The 18,338-nt window shown below is 71.4% G+C and carries 19 protein-coding genes; 7 read left to right on the top strand and 12 right to left on the bottom strand.

What is annotated here, in order from left to right; genetic code table 11:
* Positions 1 to 45 precede the first annotated feature (45 nt).
* From GEV07_01735 to GEV07_01700, 8 genes are all read right to left on the bottom strand, one after another.
* Positions 46 to 1,542, bottom strand: coding sequence for an aldehyde dehydrogenase family protein (locus GEV07_01735; GenBank protein MQA01486.1), 1,497 nt, complete (start codon positions 1,540 to 1,542; stop codon positions 46 to 48).
* A 167-nt stretch (positions 1,543 to 1,709) separates the two neighbouring features.
* Positions 1,710 to 2,591, bottom strand: a complete 882-nt coding sequence (locus tag GEV07_01730) for an alcohol dehydrogenase catalytic domain-containing protein (GenBank protein ID MQA01485.1) — start codon at positions 2,589 to 2,591, stop codon at positions 1,710 to 1,712.
* A gap of 22 nt (positions 2,592 to 2,613) precedes the next feature.
* Complete coding sequence (locus tag GEV07_01725; GenBank protein ID MQA01484.1) at positions 2,614 to 3,471, bottom strand: ABC transporter permease subunit; 858 nt, start codon at positions 3,469 to 3,471, stop codon at positions 2,614 to 2,616.
* The gene (locus GEV07_01720) at positions 3,468 to 4,286 is read right to left on the bottom strand and encodes an ATP-binding cassette domain-containing protein (protein ID MQA01483.1); all 819 of its coding nucleotides are present in this window, start codon (positions 4,284 to 4,286) and stop codon (positions 3,468 to 3,470) included. The genes GEV07_01725 and GEV07_01720 overlap by 4 nt, the downstream gene beginning before the upstream one ends.
* Positions 4,287 to 4,306: 20 nt before the next feature.
* A complete protein-coding gene (locus tag GEV07_01715) occupies positions 4,307 to 5,356 on the bottom strand; it encodes a hypothetical protein (protein ID MQA01482.1) in 1,050 nt (349 codons plus the stop codon).
* A gap of 13 nt (positions 5,357 to 5,369) precedes the next feature.
* Positions 5,370 to 6,623 carry an amidohydrolase family protein gene (locus tag GEV07_01710; protein ID MQA01481.1) on the bottom strand — a complete coding sequence of 418 codons (1,254 nt, stop codon included), beginning with the start codon at positions 6,621 to 6,623 and terminating at the stop codon, positions 5,370 to 5,372.
* Positions 6,624 to 6,634: 11 nt separating this feature from the next.
* Positions 6,635 to 6,937 carry a hypothetical protein gene (locus tag GEV07_01705; protein MQA01480.1) on the bottom strand — a complete coding sequence of 101 codons (303 nt, stop codon included), beginning with the start codon at positions 6,935 to 6,937 and terminating at the stop codon, positions 6,635 to 6,637.
* Positions 6,924 to 7,397: a Rieske 2Fe-2S domain-containing protein gene (locus tag GEV07_01700; GenBank protein MQA01479.1), complete on the bottom strand. Its 474-nt coding sequence runs from the start codon at positions 7,395 to 7,397 to the stop codon at positions 6,924 to 6,926. Before GEV07_01700 ends, GEV07_01705 begins: the two co-directional genes overlap by 14 nt.
* A 17-nt stretch (positions 7,398 to 7,414) precedes the next feature.
* Here GEV07_01700 and GEV07_01695 point away from each other — a divergent pair, with 17 nt between their 5' ends.
* Positions 7,415 to 8,374, top strand: coding sequence for a LysR family transcriptional regulator (locus GEV07_01695; protein MQA01478.1), 960 nt, complete (start codon positions 7,415 to 7,417; stop codon positions 8,372 to 8,374).
* Positions 8,375 to 8,376: 2 nt separating this feature from the next.
* On the opposite strand, the gene GEV07_01690 is transcribed toward GEV07_01695, so the two are convergent.
* Entirely contained in the window at positions 8,377 to 9,399 is a 1,023-nt protein-coding gene (locus tag GEV07_01690; GenBank protein MQA01477.1) for a ferrochelatase, read from the bottom strand.
* Positions 9,400 to 9,455: 56 nt separating this feature from the next.
* Complete coding sequence (locus tag GEV07_01685) at positions 9,456 to 10,517, bottom strand: transglycosylase SLT domain-containing protein (GenBank protein MQA01476.1); 1,062 nt, start codon at positions 10,515 to 10,517, stop codon at positions 9,456 to 9,458.
* A 188-nt stretch (positions 10,518 to 10,705) separates the two neighbouring features.
* On the opposite strand from GEV07_01685, the gene GEV07_01680 reads away from it, so the two are divergent.
* Positions 10,706 to 11,539 (top strand): DUF3071 domain-containing protein, encoded by an 834-nt coding sequence (locus GEV07_01680; GenBank protein MQA01475.1) that lies wholly within the window; start codon positions 10,706 to 10,708, stop codon positions 11,537 to 11,539.
* On the opposite strand, the gene GEV07_01675 is transcribed toward GEV07_01680, so the two are convergent.
* Together GEV07_01675 and GEV07_01670 are read right to left on the bottom strand one after the other, a co-directional pair.
* On the bottom strand, positions 11,536 to 13,056 hold the full coding sequence (locus GEV07_01675; protein ID MQA01474.1) for a PH domain-containing protein: 1,521 nt from the start codon (positions 13,054 to 13,056) through the stop codon (positions 11,536 to 11,538). The genes GEV07_01680 and GEV07_01675 overlap by 4 nt on opposite strands.
* Positions 13,053 to 13,610: a PH domain-containing protein gene (locus GEV07_01670; GenBank protein ID MQA01473.1), complete on the bottom strand. Its 558-nt coding sequence runs from the start codon at positions 13,608 to 13,610 to the stop codon at positions 13,053 to 13,055. Before GEV07_01670 ends, GEV07_01675 begins: the two co-directional genes overlap by 4 nt.
* Before the next feature lie 104 nt (positions 13,611 to 13,714).
* Here GEV07_01670 and GEV07_01665 point away from each other — a divergent pair, with 104 nt between their 5' ends.
* The 5 genes from GEV07_01665 to GEV07_01645 all read left to right on the top strand — a co-directional run bounded on the left by GEV07_01665 (position 13,715) and on the right by GEV07_01645 (position 18,239).
* Entirely contained in the window at positions 13,715 to 14,275 is a 561-nt protein-coding gene (locus tag GEV07_01665) for a TetR family transcriptional regulator (protein ID MQA01472.1), read from the top strand.
* Positions 14,276 to 14,307: 32 nt separating this feature from the next.
* Entirely contained in the window at positions 14,308 to 15,651 is a 1,344-nt protein-coding gene (locus GEV07_01660; protein MQA01471.1) for an MFS transporter, read from the top strand.
* Positions 15,652 to 15,994: 343 nt separating this feature from the next.
* Positions 15,995 to 17,179 carry a S8 family serine peptidase gene (locus GEV07_01655; protein ID MQA01470.1) on the top strand — a complete coding sequence of 395 codons (1,185 nt, stop codon included), beginning with the start codon at positions 15,995 to 15,997 and terminating at the stop codon, positions 17,177 to 17,179.
* Positions 17,180 to 17,218: 39 nt separating this feature from the next.
* Positions 17,219 to 17,797, top strand: a complete 579-nt coding sequence (locus tag GEV07_01650) for a sigma-70 family RNA polymerase sigma factor (protein ID MQA01469.1) — start codon at positions 17,219 to 17,221, stop codon at positions 17,795 to 17,797.
* Positions 17,787 to 18,239, top strand: a complete 453-nt coding sequence (locus GEV07_01645) for a hypothetical protein (GenBank protein MQA01468.1) — start codon at positions 17,787 to 17,789, stop codon at positions 18,237 to 18,239. The genes GEV07_01650 and GEV07_01645 overlap by 11 nt, the downstream gene beginning before the upstream one ends.
* Positions 18,240 to 18,338: the final 99 nt, after the last annotated feature.

Genomic DNA, 18,338 nt, shown 5'->3' with positions numbered 1-18,338 from the left:
GGGCAGCGTCGGTCCGCTCATCGCCCGTCTCCTGTTCAGCCGCCGTCAGCCGAGCACGAACGGGTCGCGGGTCGCCCCCGTCAGCTCCACCCAGATCGCCTTCGTCTCGGTGTACTCGTGGATAGCCGCGATCCCGTTCTCCCGCCCGAGGCCGCTCATCTTGAAGCCGCCGAACGGCACGCCGGGCGCGACCACGCGGTACGCGTTGATCCACACGCTGCCGGCCTTGATCTGGTGTGCGACGCGGTGCGCGCGGTGGATGTCCTTCGTCCAGACGCCGCCGGCGAGGCCGTACGAGGTCGCGTTCGCGGCGGCGACCGCCTCGTCCTCGTCCGTGAACGGCATCACGCACACGACCGGCCCGAAGATCTCCTCGTCGAACGCCCGCAGGCCCGGCTTGGCGCCGGTGATCACCGTCGGTCGCACGAACAGCCCGCCCATCTCGTCGGCGGCGCCGCCGTACGCGACGGTGCCGCCGTCCTCGACGGCCGAGTCGAGGTAGCTCATGACCTTGTCGAACTGAGCCTGGTTGGCGACCGGGCCCATCTCCGTCTCCGGCTCGAGCGGGTCGCCGAGGCGTACGGTCTTCACCCGGTCGACCAGGCGCTGCACGAGCGCGTCGTGGACGTCCTCGTGCACGAGCAGCCGCGAGCCTGCCATGCAGGTCTGGCCGGTCGCGGCGAAGACGCCGGCGATCACGCCGTTGGCCGCGGCGTCCAGGTCGGCGTCGTCGAACACCACCTGCGCCGACTTGCCGCCCAGCTCCAGCGAGACGCGGGCGAGGTTCTGGGCGGCGGCGGCCGCCACCTGGATGCCGGTCTGCGTCGACCCGGTGAACGCCACCCGGTCGACGTCCGGGTGCGCCGTCAGCGCCTTGCCCACGGCTGGGCCGAAGCCGGTCACCACGTTGAAGACACCGGGCGGCACCCCGGCCTCCTGCACGCGTGCGGCGACCTCGATGGTCGACACGGGTGTGTAGTCGGACGGCTTCACCACGAACGTGCAGCCGGCCGCCAGTGCGGGCGCGAGCTTCCAGAACATCAGCAGCAGCGGCGAGTTCCACGGCACGATCGCCGCCACTACGCCCACCGGCTCGTGCCTGGTGTAGACGAGGAAGTTCGACCGCCCGGACGGGATGACCTCGCCCTCGATCTTGTCCGCCAGCCCGGCGTAGTAGTAGAACCACTCCGGCAGGTAGTGCAGCTGCCCGGACATCTCGCGCAGCAGCTTGCCGTTGTCCTGGGTCTCGATCCGTGCGAGCTCGTCGGCGTCCCTGGCGATGATGTCGCCGAGCCGGCGCAGGATCTTGCCGCGCTCGGCGCCGGACAGCTGGCCCCACGGCCCGTCCAGCGCCGCTTTCGCGGCACGCACCGCTACGTCGACGTCCGCCTCGTCGCCGTCCGGTACCCGCGCCCAGGCCTGCCCGGTGTACGGGTTGTTGCTCTCGAACGTGTTGCCGGACAACGCGTCGACCGACTCGCCGCCGATCGACATCTGGTAGCCCGCGATCTCCTCGCTGCCGGCTGGTGCTGACTGTGTCACGGCTCCTCCTCGGCTTCGCCGGTCATCGGTCTCGGTACGTCAGGGCGTCAGGGCCACCTTTATGACGCCGTCGCGCTTGGCACTGGCGAGCTCGAACACGTCCGCCGCCTCCGCCAGCGGCCTGCGGTGGGTGATCAGCAGGTCCGGTCTGATCGCTCCCTCGGCCGTCAGCCGTACACAGGTCTCATACTGGCCCTTGCCGCCGTTGCCGCCCACCCCATAGAGGGTGAGCTCTTCAGGATGAACGGCACCAGGTCGTGGTGGCCCATGGTGGTCTGGATGCCGACGTTCGCCAGCCGGCCGTGCTTGCGCGCCAGGCCGACCATGCTCTCCACCGTCGGCTGCGTGCCGGCCGCCTCGATGACGATGTCGGCGCCGTCCCCCGTCAGCTCGAGCACCGCCGCGTGCACGTCGTCGGTGGCCGCGTCGACCGTGTGGTCGGCGCCGAACGTCGTGCCCATCGACAGCGCCTCGGCCCGGATGTCGACGGCCACCACCCGGGCACCGGACAGCTTCGCCATACTGATCTGCGCGAGCCCGATCGGCCCGCAGCCGAGCACCACGACCCACTCCCCGATCGCCGGCTGCACCCTCGTCATGGTGTTCAGCGCGACGGCGAACGGCTCCAGGTTGGCGGTCGCCTCCGCCGACACGCCGTCCGGCAGCGGCACCAGGTTCACCGCAGGCACCGCGACGTACTCGGTCATGCAGCCGTCCGACCACAACCCGACCAGGCGCTTGTTCTCGCAGTACTCGTGGGCGTCCCTGCGGCACCAGTCGCACGCCTCGCACGGGAACGAGGGCTTCACGACGGCGCGGGCCCCGACCTCGGTGGCCACCGAGGCGCCGACCTCGACCACGGTGCCGGCGAAGTCGTGGCCGGGCACCCGCGGGAACTCGGTCGGCAGCGTGCCCTCCCACTGGTGCACGTCGGTGCCGCACACCCCTGCCGCGTCCACCCGCACGACCACCTGGTGCGGCGCCGGCACCCGCCGCGGCCGGTCCTCGACGACAACCGTTCCGACTCCGGTGAGCACACATGCCTGCACGCCGGCGGCTCCTCTCGTCGCCTCAGGCCCCGGGGCCGTCCTTGTCGAGCGCGGAGACCGACCGCCACACGAGCGCCCGCGCGTTCAGCACGTGCACCAGCCGCTCCATCACCAGCCCGACGACCAGCAGCGCGAGCAGCACGACGAACGTGGACGTGGTGTCGAAGCTGTTGCCGTAGAACTGCACCAGGTGGCCGAGCCCGCGGTTGGACGCCAGCATCTCCGCCGTCACGACGCCGACGAGCGACATCGGCAGCGACATCTTCATCCCGGCGGCGATCCAGACGAACGCCGAAGGCAGCCGCACCCACAACGCCACGTGCAGCCGGTTGCCGCCCATCACGCGCACCGCGTCGATCAGGCCCTGGCTGACGTCCCTGATGCCGTAGTACGTGTTGTAGAAGAGCAGGAAGAAGGTGAGGATCGCGGCCACCACCACGGCGAGCGGCGCACCGATGCCCACCCAGATGACCAGCAGCGGAATCACCGCGGTGCGCGGCATCCCCCACAGCGCGGTGATGAACGGCTCCACGATCGCCGCCCAGAACGGTGACACCCCGAGCAGGTACCCGATGAGGATCGCCGCCACCCCGCCGATGAGGAACCCGCCGACCGCAGACCCCAAGGTGATCAGTGCGTTGGTGACCAGCGCGCCGTCGGCGAGCATCGCCACCGCACGTACCGCGATCTTGCTCGGGCTGCTGATGTAGTACGGCTCGATGACCGTACGGGACGCGCCCTCCCAGGCGGCCAGGAAGCCCGCGAGCAGCAACAGCTGGATCACCCGCCGCACCACGCGCTGCCGCCGCCTTACGGTCTTCTTCTGCGCCGCACCGCCGGTGTCGACGCGGTCCGTAGGCGCCACCTGTGTCGCGGTCATCGGGCCACCTCCCCCGCGCTCGCGGGCGAGCCTTCGCCGTCCAGCTCCATCCGCAGCCGGCGCTGCAGCTCGACGTACTGCGTGCTGAGTCGGATCTCCGCGAGGTCGCGCGGCCGGCCGAACGGGATCTCGAGCTCGCTGCTCAACCGGGTGGGCGCCGTCTCGCTGGTCCTGAACACCACCACCCGGTCGGACAGCAACGCGGCCTCCGCGATGTCGTGCGACACGAAGACCACGGTCAGGTCGAGCTGCTCCACGGCGTGGCGCAGCTCCTCGTGCAGCTCCTCGCGCAGGCTGGCGTCGATCGCGCCGAACGGCTCGTCCATCAGCAGCACCGAAGGCTCGTACACCATGCTGCGGGCGATCAACGTGCGCCGCCGCATCCCGCCGGACAGCTGCGCCGGGTACTTGTCGGCCGCCTCCCGCAGGTTGAGCAGCTCCAGGTACTCGTCGACCCGCGGCCGCAGCTCGGTCTTCGGGTAGCCACGCAGCCGCAGCGGCAGCTCGATGTTCTTCCGCGTGCTCCGCCACGGCAGCAGGGTGTCCTCCTGGGTGAGGTAGCTCACCTGCGTGTTGACGCCCTCGACCCGGCTGCCGCGGAACCTGACCTCGCCCTTGGTCGGCGGCAGCAGGCCCGCGACGATGTTCAACAGGGTCGACTTGCCGCAACCGCTGCGCCCGAACAGGGTCACGAACTCGCCGCGCTCGACCCGCAGGTCGACACCGGCGATCACCGGGGTGTCGGAGTCGCCGTACGCCATCGCCACGTCGTCGAGCTCGATGACGTGGTCTCCAGTACTCACCGTAAGCGTCATGCGCCCTCGCCTCCTCTGCCCTACTCCGCCCGGGCGAACTTGGGGACGATCTCGGTGAACGAGAGCTTGCTGTAGTCGCGCTTGTAGACGCTCTTCGTGAGGTCGATGGTGTACTCGAACTCCCTGGTGGTGAAGCCCTGCGACGGCACCGTCGCCTCCTTCGCCGACTTCCAGGTCCGCTCGTACACGTCCTTGCTCAGGGTGGGGAAGAACTTCTTCTTCACCGCGGCGCGGGTGGCCGCGTCGTCGGCGAGCACCAGCTTCGCGCCGTCGCGCAGCGACGCGACGAACTTCTCGGTGAGCTCCGGATCGCTCTCGAGCATCTCCTTGGACGCGACCGCACCCATGTAGAGGTAGTCCTTGAAGCCGCCCAGGTCACCGTCGGCCGTGGCGATCCACTCCACGGCCTCGTCGTCGCCGAGCGTCTCCAACGGCCCGGCGGACCACATGGCGGCGTCGAACTTGCCCGCCTTCAGCGACGACGCCACCGTCCGCTGGTCCGAGGGCAGCAGCTTGAGGTCCTCGGTCGCGTCCACGTCGTACTTGTCGAGGATCGCGCGCAGCAGCGTGTAGTTCGTGGCACCCGGCGGGTGCGCGCCGAACTTCAGCCCCTTCAACGCCTGCACCCGCTCCTCGATCGGTGAGTCCGGCGTCACGCCGGTCTCCTTCTCCACCCGGTCGGCGACGTTCTTCCGCAGCGCGACGGTCAGCGCGGGTCGTTCGACGTTGGAGATCAGCCGTAACGGCAGGCCCTCCTTCATGCTGTCGAGCGCGGTCGCCGTGCCGGCCGTGGCGAACTCCGCCTGGCCGCGGGTGACCGTGGCGATCGCCTTGGTGGAGTCGCCGCCGACCTCGGTCCACTCCACGGCCAGGTCGTGGTCGGCGAAGGTGTCCTCGGCGATCGCGGCCAGCACCGGCGCGGACGACAACGCCGTCGACGTCAACGTGACCTTGATCTTCTGCTTGCCGTCCGCGGTGGTCTCCGTCCCCCCGCCCGCACATGCCGTCATGGACGCGACGACGGCACTGGCAAGCACCGCGGTGAACAGGTGCTTGAACCGTACTCTCATGGTCCCTCCAGGGCTACGTTGCGGAGGAAGGCGTGCTCGACTCTGGCAGCTTGAACAGCTCGGCGGCGTTCTGTCCGAGAATCCGGTGCTTCGCCTTCTCGGACAGGAACGGCAGGTCGTAGATGGTGCTCGGCAGGTTGAAGTCCCAGTGCGGGTAGTCGGAAGCGAACAGCAGCTGGGTCTCCGCGTTGATCATGTCGAACGTGACCTCGAGCGCCCGCAGGTCGTGCATCTCCATCGGCTGGGTGGTGAAGTAGAAGCTGTCCCTGATGTACTCGCTCGGCAGCTTCTTCAGCAGCGGCGCCTCCGAGGTCCGCATCATGTACTCGTTGTCCAGGCGCTGCATGATGAACGGCAGCCAGGCCAGCCCGGACTCGATCCAGATGATCTTCAGCCGCGGGAACCGCTCGGGAATGCCGTTGATGACGATGTTCGTGAGATGGATCAGGTTGTGCAGCACGAACCCGATGGCGTGCGCCGAGAGGAACCGGTTCATCCCCTCGAGCAGCCGGTCGCGGTTGAAGATCGCGGCGTGGAAGCCGAGCGGCAGCCCGGACTCCTCGATCGCGCGGTACACGCTGCTGTACGCGTTGTCGTGCACGGCGCGGTAGCGCGCGGCCGTCACCATGAAGCCCGCCACTCCCGGCCGGTCACCGAACGTCTCCACCGCGCGCAGCGACGCCTTCGGGTCGTTGAACGGCAGGTAGATCATGGTGCGGATGCGCGGCTCGTGCGGCAGCACCTCCTCCGTCAGCCAGCGGGTGTACGCCCAGCTGAGCGCGTTCTCCATCCGGGAGTCAGGGTGCATGCCCAGGTCGAGCATCGGGGTCGGGAAGACGACCTGGTAGTCGATGCCGATGCTCTCCATCTCCCGGCGGATCAGGTCGACGTCGCGCGGCCGGTCCTGCGACGTGCCGCGCTCGTGCCGCCGCCGCTGGTACCGCACGATCCGGCCGGAGTGGCTCTGGTCGAGCGCCGGGTCGATCAGCAACGCGTTCGGCGAGCCGTACTGCGCACCGCCCGCACCCCCGTGTTGGGCGCGGTAGCGCAGCACCGGGTCCTCGATGTACTTGACGATGTCGGGCCACGACTCCGTCTCGTAGTGGTGCGCGTCCGCGTCCACGATGAGGAGATCCCCGTAGTTGCGCTCCTCCGCCTGCTGGCGCGCGTGCGAGAGGTGCTTCGACGTGTGGAACGTCGTCGGGTCGGCGACCTCGAGGTCCTCGACCCGGGCCGCGGCCGACCCGGTGACCGTGTCGTGCTCCATTGCGCCTCCTGCTAGTCCTGCGGTATCCGGCTGCCCCACAAGGTGAGCTCGAAGAGCTGCAGGTCGACGACCTTCAACATCTCGATGGAGCACGTGGCGACGTCGGTCGCCGTGACGTCCGCGGCGACCAGGGGTGGCGTGTCCGGTTCCTGCTCGTATCGCGCCGAGTACTGCGTGACGGCCGCGGTGAACAGCTGCCGCAACACGTCGTCGGGGAGCACCACCTCGGGCGAGGCCCTCGCCACCCGTTCGGCCAGCAGGCCGAGTGTCGACACCTCATCGGCTCGCAGTGACGCACCGTCATCGTCGGACATAGACCTGCCCCTCACGCACGTCGGTCGGATACGTCCGCAGGCGCAGCCGCGGGAGCGCCGCACACCTGCCGGACGCGATGTCGTACTCCCAGCCGTGCCACGGGCACACGACGTGCGTGACGTCGTCGGAGAACCGGTCACCGAGGTCGTTGCCTTCCTCGTCGACCACGCTCTCCACCCGGTCCACGAGCAGCCCTTCGGCGATCGGGCCACCCATGTGCAAACAGCGGTTTTCCAGCGCATATACCGTGTCCCGGTGACGGAAGACGACTATCTCCTCGCCGGCAATGGTGACGAGTTTGCGGTTGTCTTCGCTGAGCTCCGAGAAATTGCCGACAAAGTAGTCCTGCACTCGCGAATCACCTCCGGGTCGATCACAGTGATTCACTGCGAGGCGACGGCGGAGTCCTCGCAGACGGTGTCCTGAGATTAGGCGGAATTTATCTGTCAAATCCAACATAAATTTCGCGTTGAATCATGCACTCTTGTTATAGTCCGTGCGTGGATGACGATCGCCCGTCGATTCGTGAGATCCGGGCATTCCTGGAGGTCGAACGGGCACGCAACTTCTCCGCCGCCGCCCGCGCCCTACGCGTCTCCCAGCCGGCACTCAGCCGCACCATCGCCGCACTCGAGCGACACCTCGGGCACCGGCTCTTCGAACGCACCGGGCGCCGGCTCGACCTCACCGCCGAGGGGCACGCCTTCCTCGAGGTGGCGACGGTCATCTCAAGCACCCACGCCACCGAGCTCCGGCGCTACGACAGGTACTGCGGCGGCTCGGCGGGCACCGTCACCATCGCCGCCATCCCCTCGGTCACGGCCGTCGTGCTACCCCAGATCGTCTCGTCGTTCGCCGCGCGCTACCCGGACGTGACGGTCAAGATGATCGACGGCCCGGACGAGGCCAACGTCCAGCTGGTGCTCGCCGCGAAGGCCGACGTCGCGATCTCGCTGCTGTGGGACCGCCGCGAGGGCCTCGCGCGGCACCCGTTGATCGGCGACGACTTCCAGCTGACCTGCCGGCCGGACCACGAGCTGGCCGCCGCCACCCAGGTCAGCTGGGCGGACGCGGCCGAGCACGCCATCACGTCGCTGCCGGACGACAGCAGCGTGCGGCAGCTCGCGAGCGCGACGTTCAGCCGGTTGGGCCTGGTGCCGCACACGGTCTTCGAGGTCGCGACCATCCCGGCGCTCGGCGGCATCGTCGCCGCGGGCCTCGGCGTCGCGACCGTGCCGTCGCTCGTGCTGCCGCTGATCGACTTCGCCGGTGTGCACAGCCAGCTGCTCGAAGAGCCGGTGGTGGAGCGGCGGCTCGGCCTGATGTACCCCAGCGACCGGCCGCTCACCGGCCCGGCACGGCTGCTGCTCGACCACATCGCCTGCACCGAGGAGCGGCCGGACATCCCGGCGGGCACCCGCTGGCTGGACCGTTGACGTTACTTCGCGCGGCAGCAGCCGGGCGCGCACTTGTCGGCGGCCGGCCCCAGCCGGCCGAGCGACCGCCGCGGCGTGCTCGGGTCCAACCGCTCGTGCACCAGCTCCCGCACCATGGCGACGAACTCGGGCGCCACCCCGACCGAAGGCACCCGCACGGCGCTCATGCCGAGCTCCGCCGCCTTGTCCAGCGCCTCGGTGTCGAGGTCGTAGATGACCTCCATGTGGTCGGAGACGAACCCTACCGGCACGATCGCCACCGACCGCACGCCCTTGTCGCGCAGCTCGACCAGGTGGTCACAGACGTCCGGCTCCAGCCAGGGCTGGCTCGGCGACCCGCTGCGGCTGCACCAGGCCACGTCCCAGTCGTGGCCGCCGACCGCCTCGGCCACCAGCCTGGCCGCCTCGTGCACCTGCGCCGGGTACGCGCCGCCGGACGGCCCGCTCGCCTCTGCCATCGACGTCGGGATGCTGTGCGCGACGAACACCAGCCGCGCGGCGGCACGGTCGGCCGCAGGCAGGTCCAGCAGCTGCTCGCGGGTCAGCCGCACCATCGGCTCGATGAAACCCGGGTGGTCGTAGAACGGCCGGAGCTTCGCCACCGCAGGCGCGTCCGGACCGACCTCGGCGCGGGCCCGCTCGATGTCCTCCAGGTACACGCAGCACGACGAGTACGACTGGTACGCCGAGGTCACGAACGCCAGCGCGTTGCGTACGCCGTCGGCGGCCATCTCGCGCAGCGTGTCCGGCAGCAGCGGGTGCCAGTTCCTGTTCCCCCAGTAGAACGGCAGGTCCAGACCCGCGCCGGCGAAGTCCGCGCGCAGCGCGGCGAGCAGGTCACGGCACTGCCCGTTGATCGGGCTCACCCCGCCGAAGTGATGGTAGTGCTCCGCGACCTCGAGCAGGCGTTCCCTGGGCACGCCGCGGCCGCGGGTGACGTTCTCCAGGAACGGCATGACGTCGTCGGGACCCTCAGGGCCACCGAACGAGACGAGTAGGACGGCGTCGTAGCCCGCTTCGGCCATACCCCCATGAAACCACCGTGACCACCGTCACTTCAGGTCGACCGGTACTCGTGCAGTCATCCTGACGCGGCGTAGACGGCGGCCGTGGCCAGCACCTCGCGTACGTACGCGTCCGAGTGGTTGTACGCGTAGACCGCGCGGTACAGCGACCGCCCACCGTCGCCGGCACCGCTCGCGCAGAGGTAGTCGGCGGCCGCCGGCACCGCGTCGCGCGGGTCCCAGACGTCGCGGTCGCCGTCACCGTCGCCGTCCACCCCGTACGACCGCCAGGTCGCCGGCATGAACTGCATCGGACCGAGCGCACCCGCGCTCGACGGGCCCATGTTGCGGCCGTGCCCGCTTTCCACCTGCCCGATCGCCGCCAGTACGGTCCACGACAGGCCGGTGCAGCGGCTGGCGGCGAACTCGTACAGCTCGCGGTACGAGTCGGCCGCCGCGGTGCCGTCGCCGCGCTCCGGGCGTGGGCCTGCGGTTGCCTGCGGCCGCAGCCGGACCAGCCGCGCGTCCGCGCCGACCGCCTTCCGTACGAGCCGCTTCAGCACCGGCATCGGCACTGCGGGCGCGTTCACCAGCATGCCGGTGTCCGCGGTCAGGCCGAGCCCGTCCGCCGTCGGTTCCGTCACCAGCCCGTCGACGCCGGCCAGCCGCAGCTCGGCCACCCCGCCGAGGCGCATCGGCAGCGTCCGCGACCCGGTCACCGGGTAGGTCCTGTCCAGGCCCACCCGGTGGGCGTCGCGCGCGGCGAAGCTCAGCACCAGCTGGTCGTGGGCGAGCGCGCGCCACAACGCGTCCGACTTCGCCGAGGCCAACGGCGTCCAGGCGCGGAACACCGACGGGTCCACGCCGAGCAACCCGGCGCGCTTCGACCCCAGCCGCACCCGTCCGGCCCGCACCCGCAACGTCTCGGTGACCGTCCGCGAGCGCTCCACCTCGGCGACCGCCGCCGGCGAGATCCGGCGCGGCGACACCACGAGCAGGTCGGGCGTCACCACCCGGTTCAGCGGTGCCACCCCCGGGTCGTCGGCCGTGGTGCTCGACGCGCTGCCGGTGGCCGCCCGTTCGTCCGGCCGGATGGTGTGCCCGCGCAGGTCCGCGACGAGCACCGTGACCGCCGCCACCAGAGTGGTCGCACAGAGCGTCGCAACGACTACTACCGGCCACCCGGCGTGCCTTTCCGGCACCGGCGTTCACCCCCTGGCACTGCATCGGTTTGTCGACTTTGCGACTCGCCGGGCGCGGTTGTAGTAGTGGGCGAGACAGACCAGAGAGACTGCTACTCGTAGTCGACTACCGTCCGGAGGCCAGTATGCAGGAGTTGCGCCTGGTCGGGATCAGCGACGACGGGGAGTTCCTGCTCCTCGCCGCCCCCGACGCGACAGGCGCCCACTTCCGCGTACCCATCGACGGACGTGTCCGGGCAGCCGTCCGAGGCGACCACGAGCGTAGCGGGCGGCCAGAGACGCAGATGGAGACCACGGTGCGCCCGAAGGAGATTCAAGCACGTATTCGCGGCGGCCAGAGCCCGGAAGAGGTGGCGAGCGCCGCCGGGTTGCCGCTCGAGCGCATCGAGGCGTTCGCGACCCCGGTGATCCGTGAACGCATGCACATCGCCGAGGTGGCGCAACGTACCGCCGTGCGCCGGCCCGGCGAGTCGCAGCCGGGACCCGAGCTCGGTGAGCTGGTGCGCCAGCGGTTGCAGGCGCGCGGGGTGGCTCCCGAGGACCAGGAGTGGGACGCGTGGCGGCGCGACGACGGCAGCTGGAAGGTGCGCCTGCACTACAAGATGGCGAACCGCACCGGCGCCGCCGAGTGGATCTACGACGTCTCGGCCAGGCACGTACGCCCGGTCGACGACGAGGCGGCGACCCTGGTCAGCGCGAACGGCTCTGCACACCTGCAGGCAGAAGCCGAGCCGGAGCCTGAGGAGGTCATCGAGCGGCCGCGGCTGGCCGCCGTCAGCGGCGGCGCCGACGCGGCCCCGACGGTGAGCGTCCCCACCCAGGAGCCGCTGAGCCAGGACGAGCAGACCACCGAGCCGCTGCGGATCGCCAGCCAGCAGAACAACAACAAGAGCTCCAAGCGCGCGTCGGTGCCGTCCTGGGACGAGATCATCTTCGGCACCCGCAGGCAGCGCGACTAGGAACGCTCCTCCGCCGCCAGGAACGGCTCCACCCAGCGCGGCGTGACCTGGCGTGCGAGCTCGCCTGCGGCGCGGGCGTCCATGTCCACCGCCCGATACCCGCCGCTGCCCGCGCCTACCCCGACGACCAGCGTGGCGAGGCCCTGCCGGCGCTGGAAGAACGTCTGCCGCACCTGCCACCCGACCACGGCCTGCTGCTGCACCAGGACGGTCCGCCTGGACCAGGAGCCGCTGCGGACACACAGGAACCCGTCCGCGTAGGCGTGCCCGAGCGAGCGGTACCTGTCGAGCGCCAGCGGCACCCCGACCACGGCCAGCACGGCAGCCACCGCGGCGGCGCCGAACTGCCCGCCCCAGCCGGTCAGCCCGGTAACCAGCAGCCACGGCACCACGGCCCGGAACAGCCGTCGCCGCCGCGCGGCCCGCGGGTGCCGGCGCAGCGGGCCGGGCACCGAGCCGACGGTCTGCCCGGCGAGCAGCCGGATGGCGGCGACCGGCCCGACGGGGAGCAGCTCGGCGCGGGAGCGCCCGCTGAGGCCGGTGACCAGGGCGAGCAGCCGGCCGCTGTGCGTCGGCCTGGCCGGCAGCGCCTCCACCAGCTCCCAGCCGCGCACCCGGCGCCGTTCGAGCGTCACGTGCCTGCGGGTGAGCAGCCCGCGCTGCAGGTTGAGCGCGTCCGGGGTGCTCCGCACGGTGAAGCCCCAGTTCAACACCGTCGTCACGGCGATCGACGCGACCGGCAGGCCGAGCAGGAGCAGACAGCCGGCGGTGAGCCCGAGCAACCACGGGTCGCCGGCCAGCCACTCCGCCCACCCGATCACCCGCCGCTCGCTGAACGGTTCCTGCCCGGCCCAGCCCCACACGGTGCCGAGCACGGCCAGCGGGGCGAACAGGTACGCACCGGTCAGCGGTGAGTACAGGAACCACGACGCCTTCACCTTCGCCAGCACGTCACCGGTCGTGGCCGCACCCCCTGCGGTCGCCTCGGCGCCGCCCGCGGGCCGCCGCGCAAGCAGCAGCCGCCGCAGCCGCGTGCCTTCCGCGACGCTCACCGCGTCGAGCACGCCCTCGTCCACCTGACCGCTGCCGCCGGCCGCCGCGTCCACGCGCACCACGACGACCCGCAGCAGCCGGTGCAGCGGCGACGCGGCGACGTCCACGCCCCGGATCCGGTCCAGCGGGATCGACCGCGACCTGCGGTGCAGCAGACCGGAGGTGATGTCGAGCCGGCCGTAGCGGACGGTGTAGCGGAACGTCAGCCACCGCACCGCCGAGTAGACGACGGACAGCAGCCCGGCGCCGAGCCCGTAGAACGCGGCACGGTCGACGGTGAAGTGGCCGGACAGCAGGAACGCGACGGTCACCGGCAGCAGGAACGCACCGAGCCGCCTGAACGGGTCGACGATCAGGCTGCGCGCGCTCAGCCTGCGCGGTGGCACGGCCACCGCGTCCACCGGGTCAGGCACAGGCGCGCCGGTGTTCGTGGCAGCCGCGAGCTCCGGCTCCCCGCGCCTCACGTGGCGTCGTCCGGCAGCACGTTCGCCCGCTGGGCGAGGTCGTACGACAGCCGCACGGCGACGTCGGCCGGCAGCCCGACGATCTCGCTCGACCCCGCGTGCGAAGCGGTCTGTACGACGAGCGTGGCGAGGCCGAACATCCGCTGCAGCATCCCCCGCCGGGTGTCGACGCTCTGGATCCGGCTGATCGGCACCACCCGCCACTCCCGGCTGAACCAGCCTGCCCTGGTGTAGACGACCTCGTCGGTCACCTCCCACCGGTGCACCCGGAAGCGCCACCACGGCTCGACGACGACGAACACGAGCCCCACCAGGCCGAGCGCGATCGGCAGCGCCCACCGCCAGCGCGACGCCTCCGGCGGCAGGAAGGCGGGGTTCCACCAGGTGAGCAACAGGCCGAGCGCGAGCAACACGGCGAGCTGCAGGAGTCCCTCGACGGCCCACTGGTAGACCGCGCGACGCGAGACGGTGTGCAGCGGAGCTCGCAGCGGTGTCGACACGCAGCCGAGCCTATGAGACGCAGCACCGCCGCCGGCCAGCTGTGCCGTCGCAATGCCGTAGGTGGTCCGAACGATCCTCGTGCATGGTCCTGCTAAGTTACAGGTGACTTACTAGTTCCTACCGGGAGGTGACCGTGCCCGCACAGCGCGGTAAGCGGCTGGCCGGCGCGGATCGCCGCGAGCAGGTGCTGCGGATCGCCGGGGACGAGTTCGCCGAGCACGGCCTGCACGGGGTGTCGGCCGAGGTGATCGCGCGTAAGGCGGGCATCACGCACGCCTACGTCTTCCGCCTCTTCGGCACCAAGAAGCAGCTCTTCCTCGAGGTCGTCCGCCGCGCCTTCGCCGCGATGGCGGACGGCCTCGCCGCATCCGCGGACACGGCGTCCGGCCTCGAGGCGCTGGCCGCCATGGGCCGGCGTTACGACGCCAGCCTGAAGGACCGCCCCCTGCTGCTGCTCCAGCTGCAGGCATTCGCCGCGTGCGGCGACGCCGAGGTGTGCGAGGCGGTGCGGGAGAGCTTCGGCCGGCTCTGGCAGACGGTCAGCGACGCCACCGGCCTCGACCCGGTGCAGGTCAAGACGTTCATGGCGTACGGGATGCTGCTCAACACCAACGCCGCCCTCGGCACCGCGGACGTCGACGCCGACTGGGCGCGCCAGGCGACGACCCGCATCCACGCCGGCCTCTTCACGCATGTCACCACCGAGGCGAACCGGTGACCGACACCCGGCGTCCGCTGGTGCCGACGCTGATGTTCATCGCACTCGTCGTCGCCGTCGGCGGCAGCCTCGGGGCGCCGCTGATCACCTCGGTTGCCGGCGAGCTCGACGTCTCGCTGGCGGCCGCGCAGTGGACGCTCACCGCCCCGCTGCTCGTCGGCGCGATCGCCACCCCGGTGCTGGGTCGGCTGGGCACCGGCCCGCGCCGTCGCCAGGCCGTCCTCGCCGCCCTGGCCGTCACCGTGGCGGGCAGCCTGCTGACGGTGGTGGCGCCTTCGTTCGGCTGGCTGCTTGCCGGCCGGGTCGGCCAGGGCGCGGGGCTGGGGCTGACGCCGCTGATGATGGGCGCCGCCCGCGACCACCTGCCCGCCGAGCGCCCCGGCCCGACGATCGCGCTGCTCTCGGTGGCCTCGACCATCGGCGTCGGCGTCGGTTACCCGCTTGCCGGGCTGCTGACCGACGTCGCCGGGCTGCGCGCGGCGTACGGACTCGGCCTGCTCATCACGGCGGTCGCGCTGGTCGCCGCGTGGCGCTCCGTGCCCCGGCCGCCGGCCGGCCGCTCGGCGGCGCTCGACCTGCCGGGCGCGTTGCTGCTCGGCGGCGGGCTGTCTGCGTTGCTCCTGGCAATCAGCCAGACCGCCGTGTGGACCGAGCGCCCGGCGTTCGGCGCCGCGCTCCTGGCCGCCGCGGCCGTGCTGGGCGGCGCGTGGGTGCACCGCGAACGCCGGTGCGCCGCCCCGCTGGTGGATCTCGCCCTGCTGCGCAAGCCTGCGGTGGCCGGCGCCAACGCCGTCATGCTGCTCGGCGGCGTCGGCATGTACCTGCTGCTGACCCTGGTGACCCGCTACGTGCAGACGCCCGCCTCAGCCGGCTACGGGGTCGGCGTGGACGTCTTCGTCGCTGGCCTGGTGCTGGTGCCGTTCTCCGCGCTGGGGTTCGCCGGCGGCAGGCTGGTGCGGCCGCTGCGTACGCGGCTCGCTCCGGCGAGTGTACTGGCGGCGGGTGGCACGGTAGTGCTGGCGGCGCTTGCGCTGTTCGCGCTGACCCGCAGCCAGCTGTGGCTGTCGTTCGCGGTGATGGGCGTGCTCGGGCTTGGCGTCGGCGCCTTCTCGGCGGCGATGCCGGCAGCGATCCTCGCCGGCACCCCGGCGGAGGAGACGTCGAGCGCGATGAGCTTCAACCAGGTCGTCCGCAGCGTCGGCTTCTCCATCGGCAGCGCCCTGGCCGGCCTGACCCTGGCCGCCCACACCCCGGCCGGCTCGACGTTCCCCACCGACACCGGATACACGACGGCGTCCTGGCTCGGCGCCGCGGCAATGGGCGTCACCGTCGTCACCGCGCTGACCCTTCGGCACACGGCTGGCCGCCGGCCGTGAACACCTGCCCGAGGGCCGGCGACCATCAGCAGGCAGAGCGACGTCGGCAGCCGTTCCCGGAGACACCGCCACGGTGCGGCAGCGCGTCGACACTCTGCGTCCGTGTCATGACCGATCCCCCGTCCGATGTATCTGAGCCCACCGCGGCAACTCCGTCTCGATGACACGGCATACACACACCGACCTGTCGTGTCAGGCCGGCCGGGGGCTGCCGATGCTCGAGGCGCTGCACACGCGCCCAGGCATCCGGGGCCGGCAAACGCGAGGGGCCGTGCCAGCGGGGGCGCACGGCCCCTCGTACCCTCCCCGAACGGGTACCAACTGTGTGAGGAGATACAGCCGGATGAGTGACCCCGAGCGCCCCAACCGGATCAGCCGCCGCCACGGTGCCATCGTGCTCGACGACGAAGGCCATGCCCTGGCGAAGAAGCACGAGTTGTTGTGCAGTCGCAAGCATGCCGCCACCGTCGTGGACGACCGTCTCCGCAAGTGGGTGGACAGCAGCGAGGACGTCCGCGGCGCGGGCATCGTACGTATCCGCCTGAATAAGCGCGCCAGGGTCGACCTGCGCAAGGTGACCGCCGACCTGGAGCCGTACGCCCGCGTGGCGCCGAACCTCATCTACACCGGGGAGCCGGCGTGGAACGGCGGCCCGAGCGGTCCGCCCACCCAGCCGTCGCGCAAGCCGCGCCCACCGCGTGCGCCGTCCCCCGGGGCCAAGCACGCCACCGCAGCCGTACTCGACACCGGCATCTCCGCACACCCGTGGTTCACCGACCGCGACTGGTTCGCCGACTGCGGGCCGGCGAACGCCGAGGAGTACGACGCCGACCTCGACTTCGAGCTCGACAGCCAGGCCGGCCACGGCACGTTCGTCACCGGCCTGCTGCTCCACCGCGCGCCGGACGCCCACGTCACGCCGGTACGGGTGCTCTCCAGCGACGGCGTCTGCGACGAGCTCGAGCTGATCAAGGCGATCGCGGACCTGCGGCCGCGGAAGTCCGGCGGCATCGACGTGCTGAACCTCTCGCTCGGCGGCTACACCCACGACGACCGTCCCTCTCCCCTACTCCTCGAGGCGCTGCACGCGCTCGGCCCGAAGACCGTCGTCGTCGCGGCCGCCGGCAACCAGGGCACCGAGCGGCCGTTCTGGCCCGCCGCAGCCAACTCGGTCATCGCCGTCGGTGCGCTCGAGGAGGCCGGCGGCGAGCCCGCGCACTTCAGCAACCACGGCTTCTGGGTGGACGCGTGCGCGCCCGGCCAGGACGTCAGCAGCAGCTTCGTCTGGTTCAACGGCCCGGACGTGGACACCGGCGCCGGCGACACCGACGAGGACCTGTTCCTCGGCTACGCCGACTGGAGCGGCACCTCGTTCGCGGCGCCCCAGGTCGCCGGCGCGATCGCCGGGATCTGCGCGAAGCAGGGGGTGGACGCACCCGAGGCGGCCCGCATCCTGCTCGACCCGAGCAAGCACAGCTACGTCCCCGACCTCGGCCTCGCGGTGTTGGAGCCGCGCCGTACCAGGTAATCTCACCGGTGTCGATGTTCGGCCCGGCGGGAGGTACGTGTGGAACGCACATACCCGCGCACCGGCGAGCCGTGCAACACCACCTTGCTCGAGCTCGCCGGTGAGGGCGACACCGAGGCCTGGCGACAGCTGGTCGACCGGTTCTCGCCGCTGGTCTGGTCGGTCGCCCGAGCGCAGGGCCTCGGCCGGATGGACGCCGCCGACGTCTACCAGACCACCTGGCTGCGGCTGGTCGAGCACCTGGGCCGCCTCCGCGACCCGGCAGCCGTCGGCGGCTGGTTGGTGGCCACGGCCCGCCACGAGGCGATCCGGGTCTCCCGCCGCGGCGCCAGGGAGCGGCCGGTGGAGGACCACGGTCTCGACCAGTCCGCGACCGACCTCGACACCCCCGAAGCCGCGCTGCTCCTCTCCGAGGAGCACCGCGGCGTACTGCGCGCGTTCGTGCAACTGTCCGATCGCTGTCAGCGCCTGCTGCGGGTGCTCTCCGCCAGCCCCACGACGAGCTACGCCGAGGTCGCCGCGGAGCTGGACATGCCCGTCGGCAGCCTCGGTCCCACCCGGGGTCGCTGTCTGAAACACCTGCGTCAGTTGTTGGAGGGGGACGACGATGAGCGGTGAGGAAGCAGTGTTGGCGCGCCTCGGCTCGGCCTTCGACGCGGTCGACCCGGTGCCGTTGGCCGCGTACGAGGCGGCCGTGGCGGGCCTCGCCCTCCGCGACGTGGACGCGGAGCTGGCCGAGCTGGCCGCCGACTCGGTGCTCGCCGACAGCGGCGTGCGTACCCGGCCGGCCACCGGCCCGCGGCTGCTGACGTTCACCGCGGGCGAGCTGTCCATCGAGGTGGAGGTCGCCGACGACGGGGCGCGCCGCCGGCTGCTCGGCCAGCTCGTCCCGCCGCAACCGGCGGAGATCGACGTGCACTGGGACGGCGGCGCCAGCACGGTGACCACCGACCAGCTCGGCCGGTTCAGCGTCGTGTCCGTACCCGCCGGCCTGGTGAGCATGGTCTGTCAGCTGACCGACCCCGCGCGCCGGGTGGCGACGAGCTGGGTGTCGATATAGCGGAGCAACCCGACTTCATCGAGCGAGCGGAGGCGGCCAGGGACGCGGTCTCGGTCGACCCGGACCAGGCACGTGCAGAGGCGACGGCCATCCTCGACG

The sequence above is a fragment of the Streptosporangiales bacterium genome (assembly GCA_009379825.1).
GTDB lineage: Bacteria > Actinomycetota > Actinomycetes > Streptosporangiales > WHST01 > WHST01.
The sequence above is the reverse complement of the archived record's forward strand: the minus strand, read 5'-3'. Positions and strand labels throughout refer to the sequence as shown.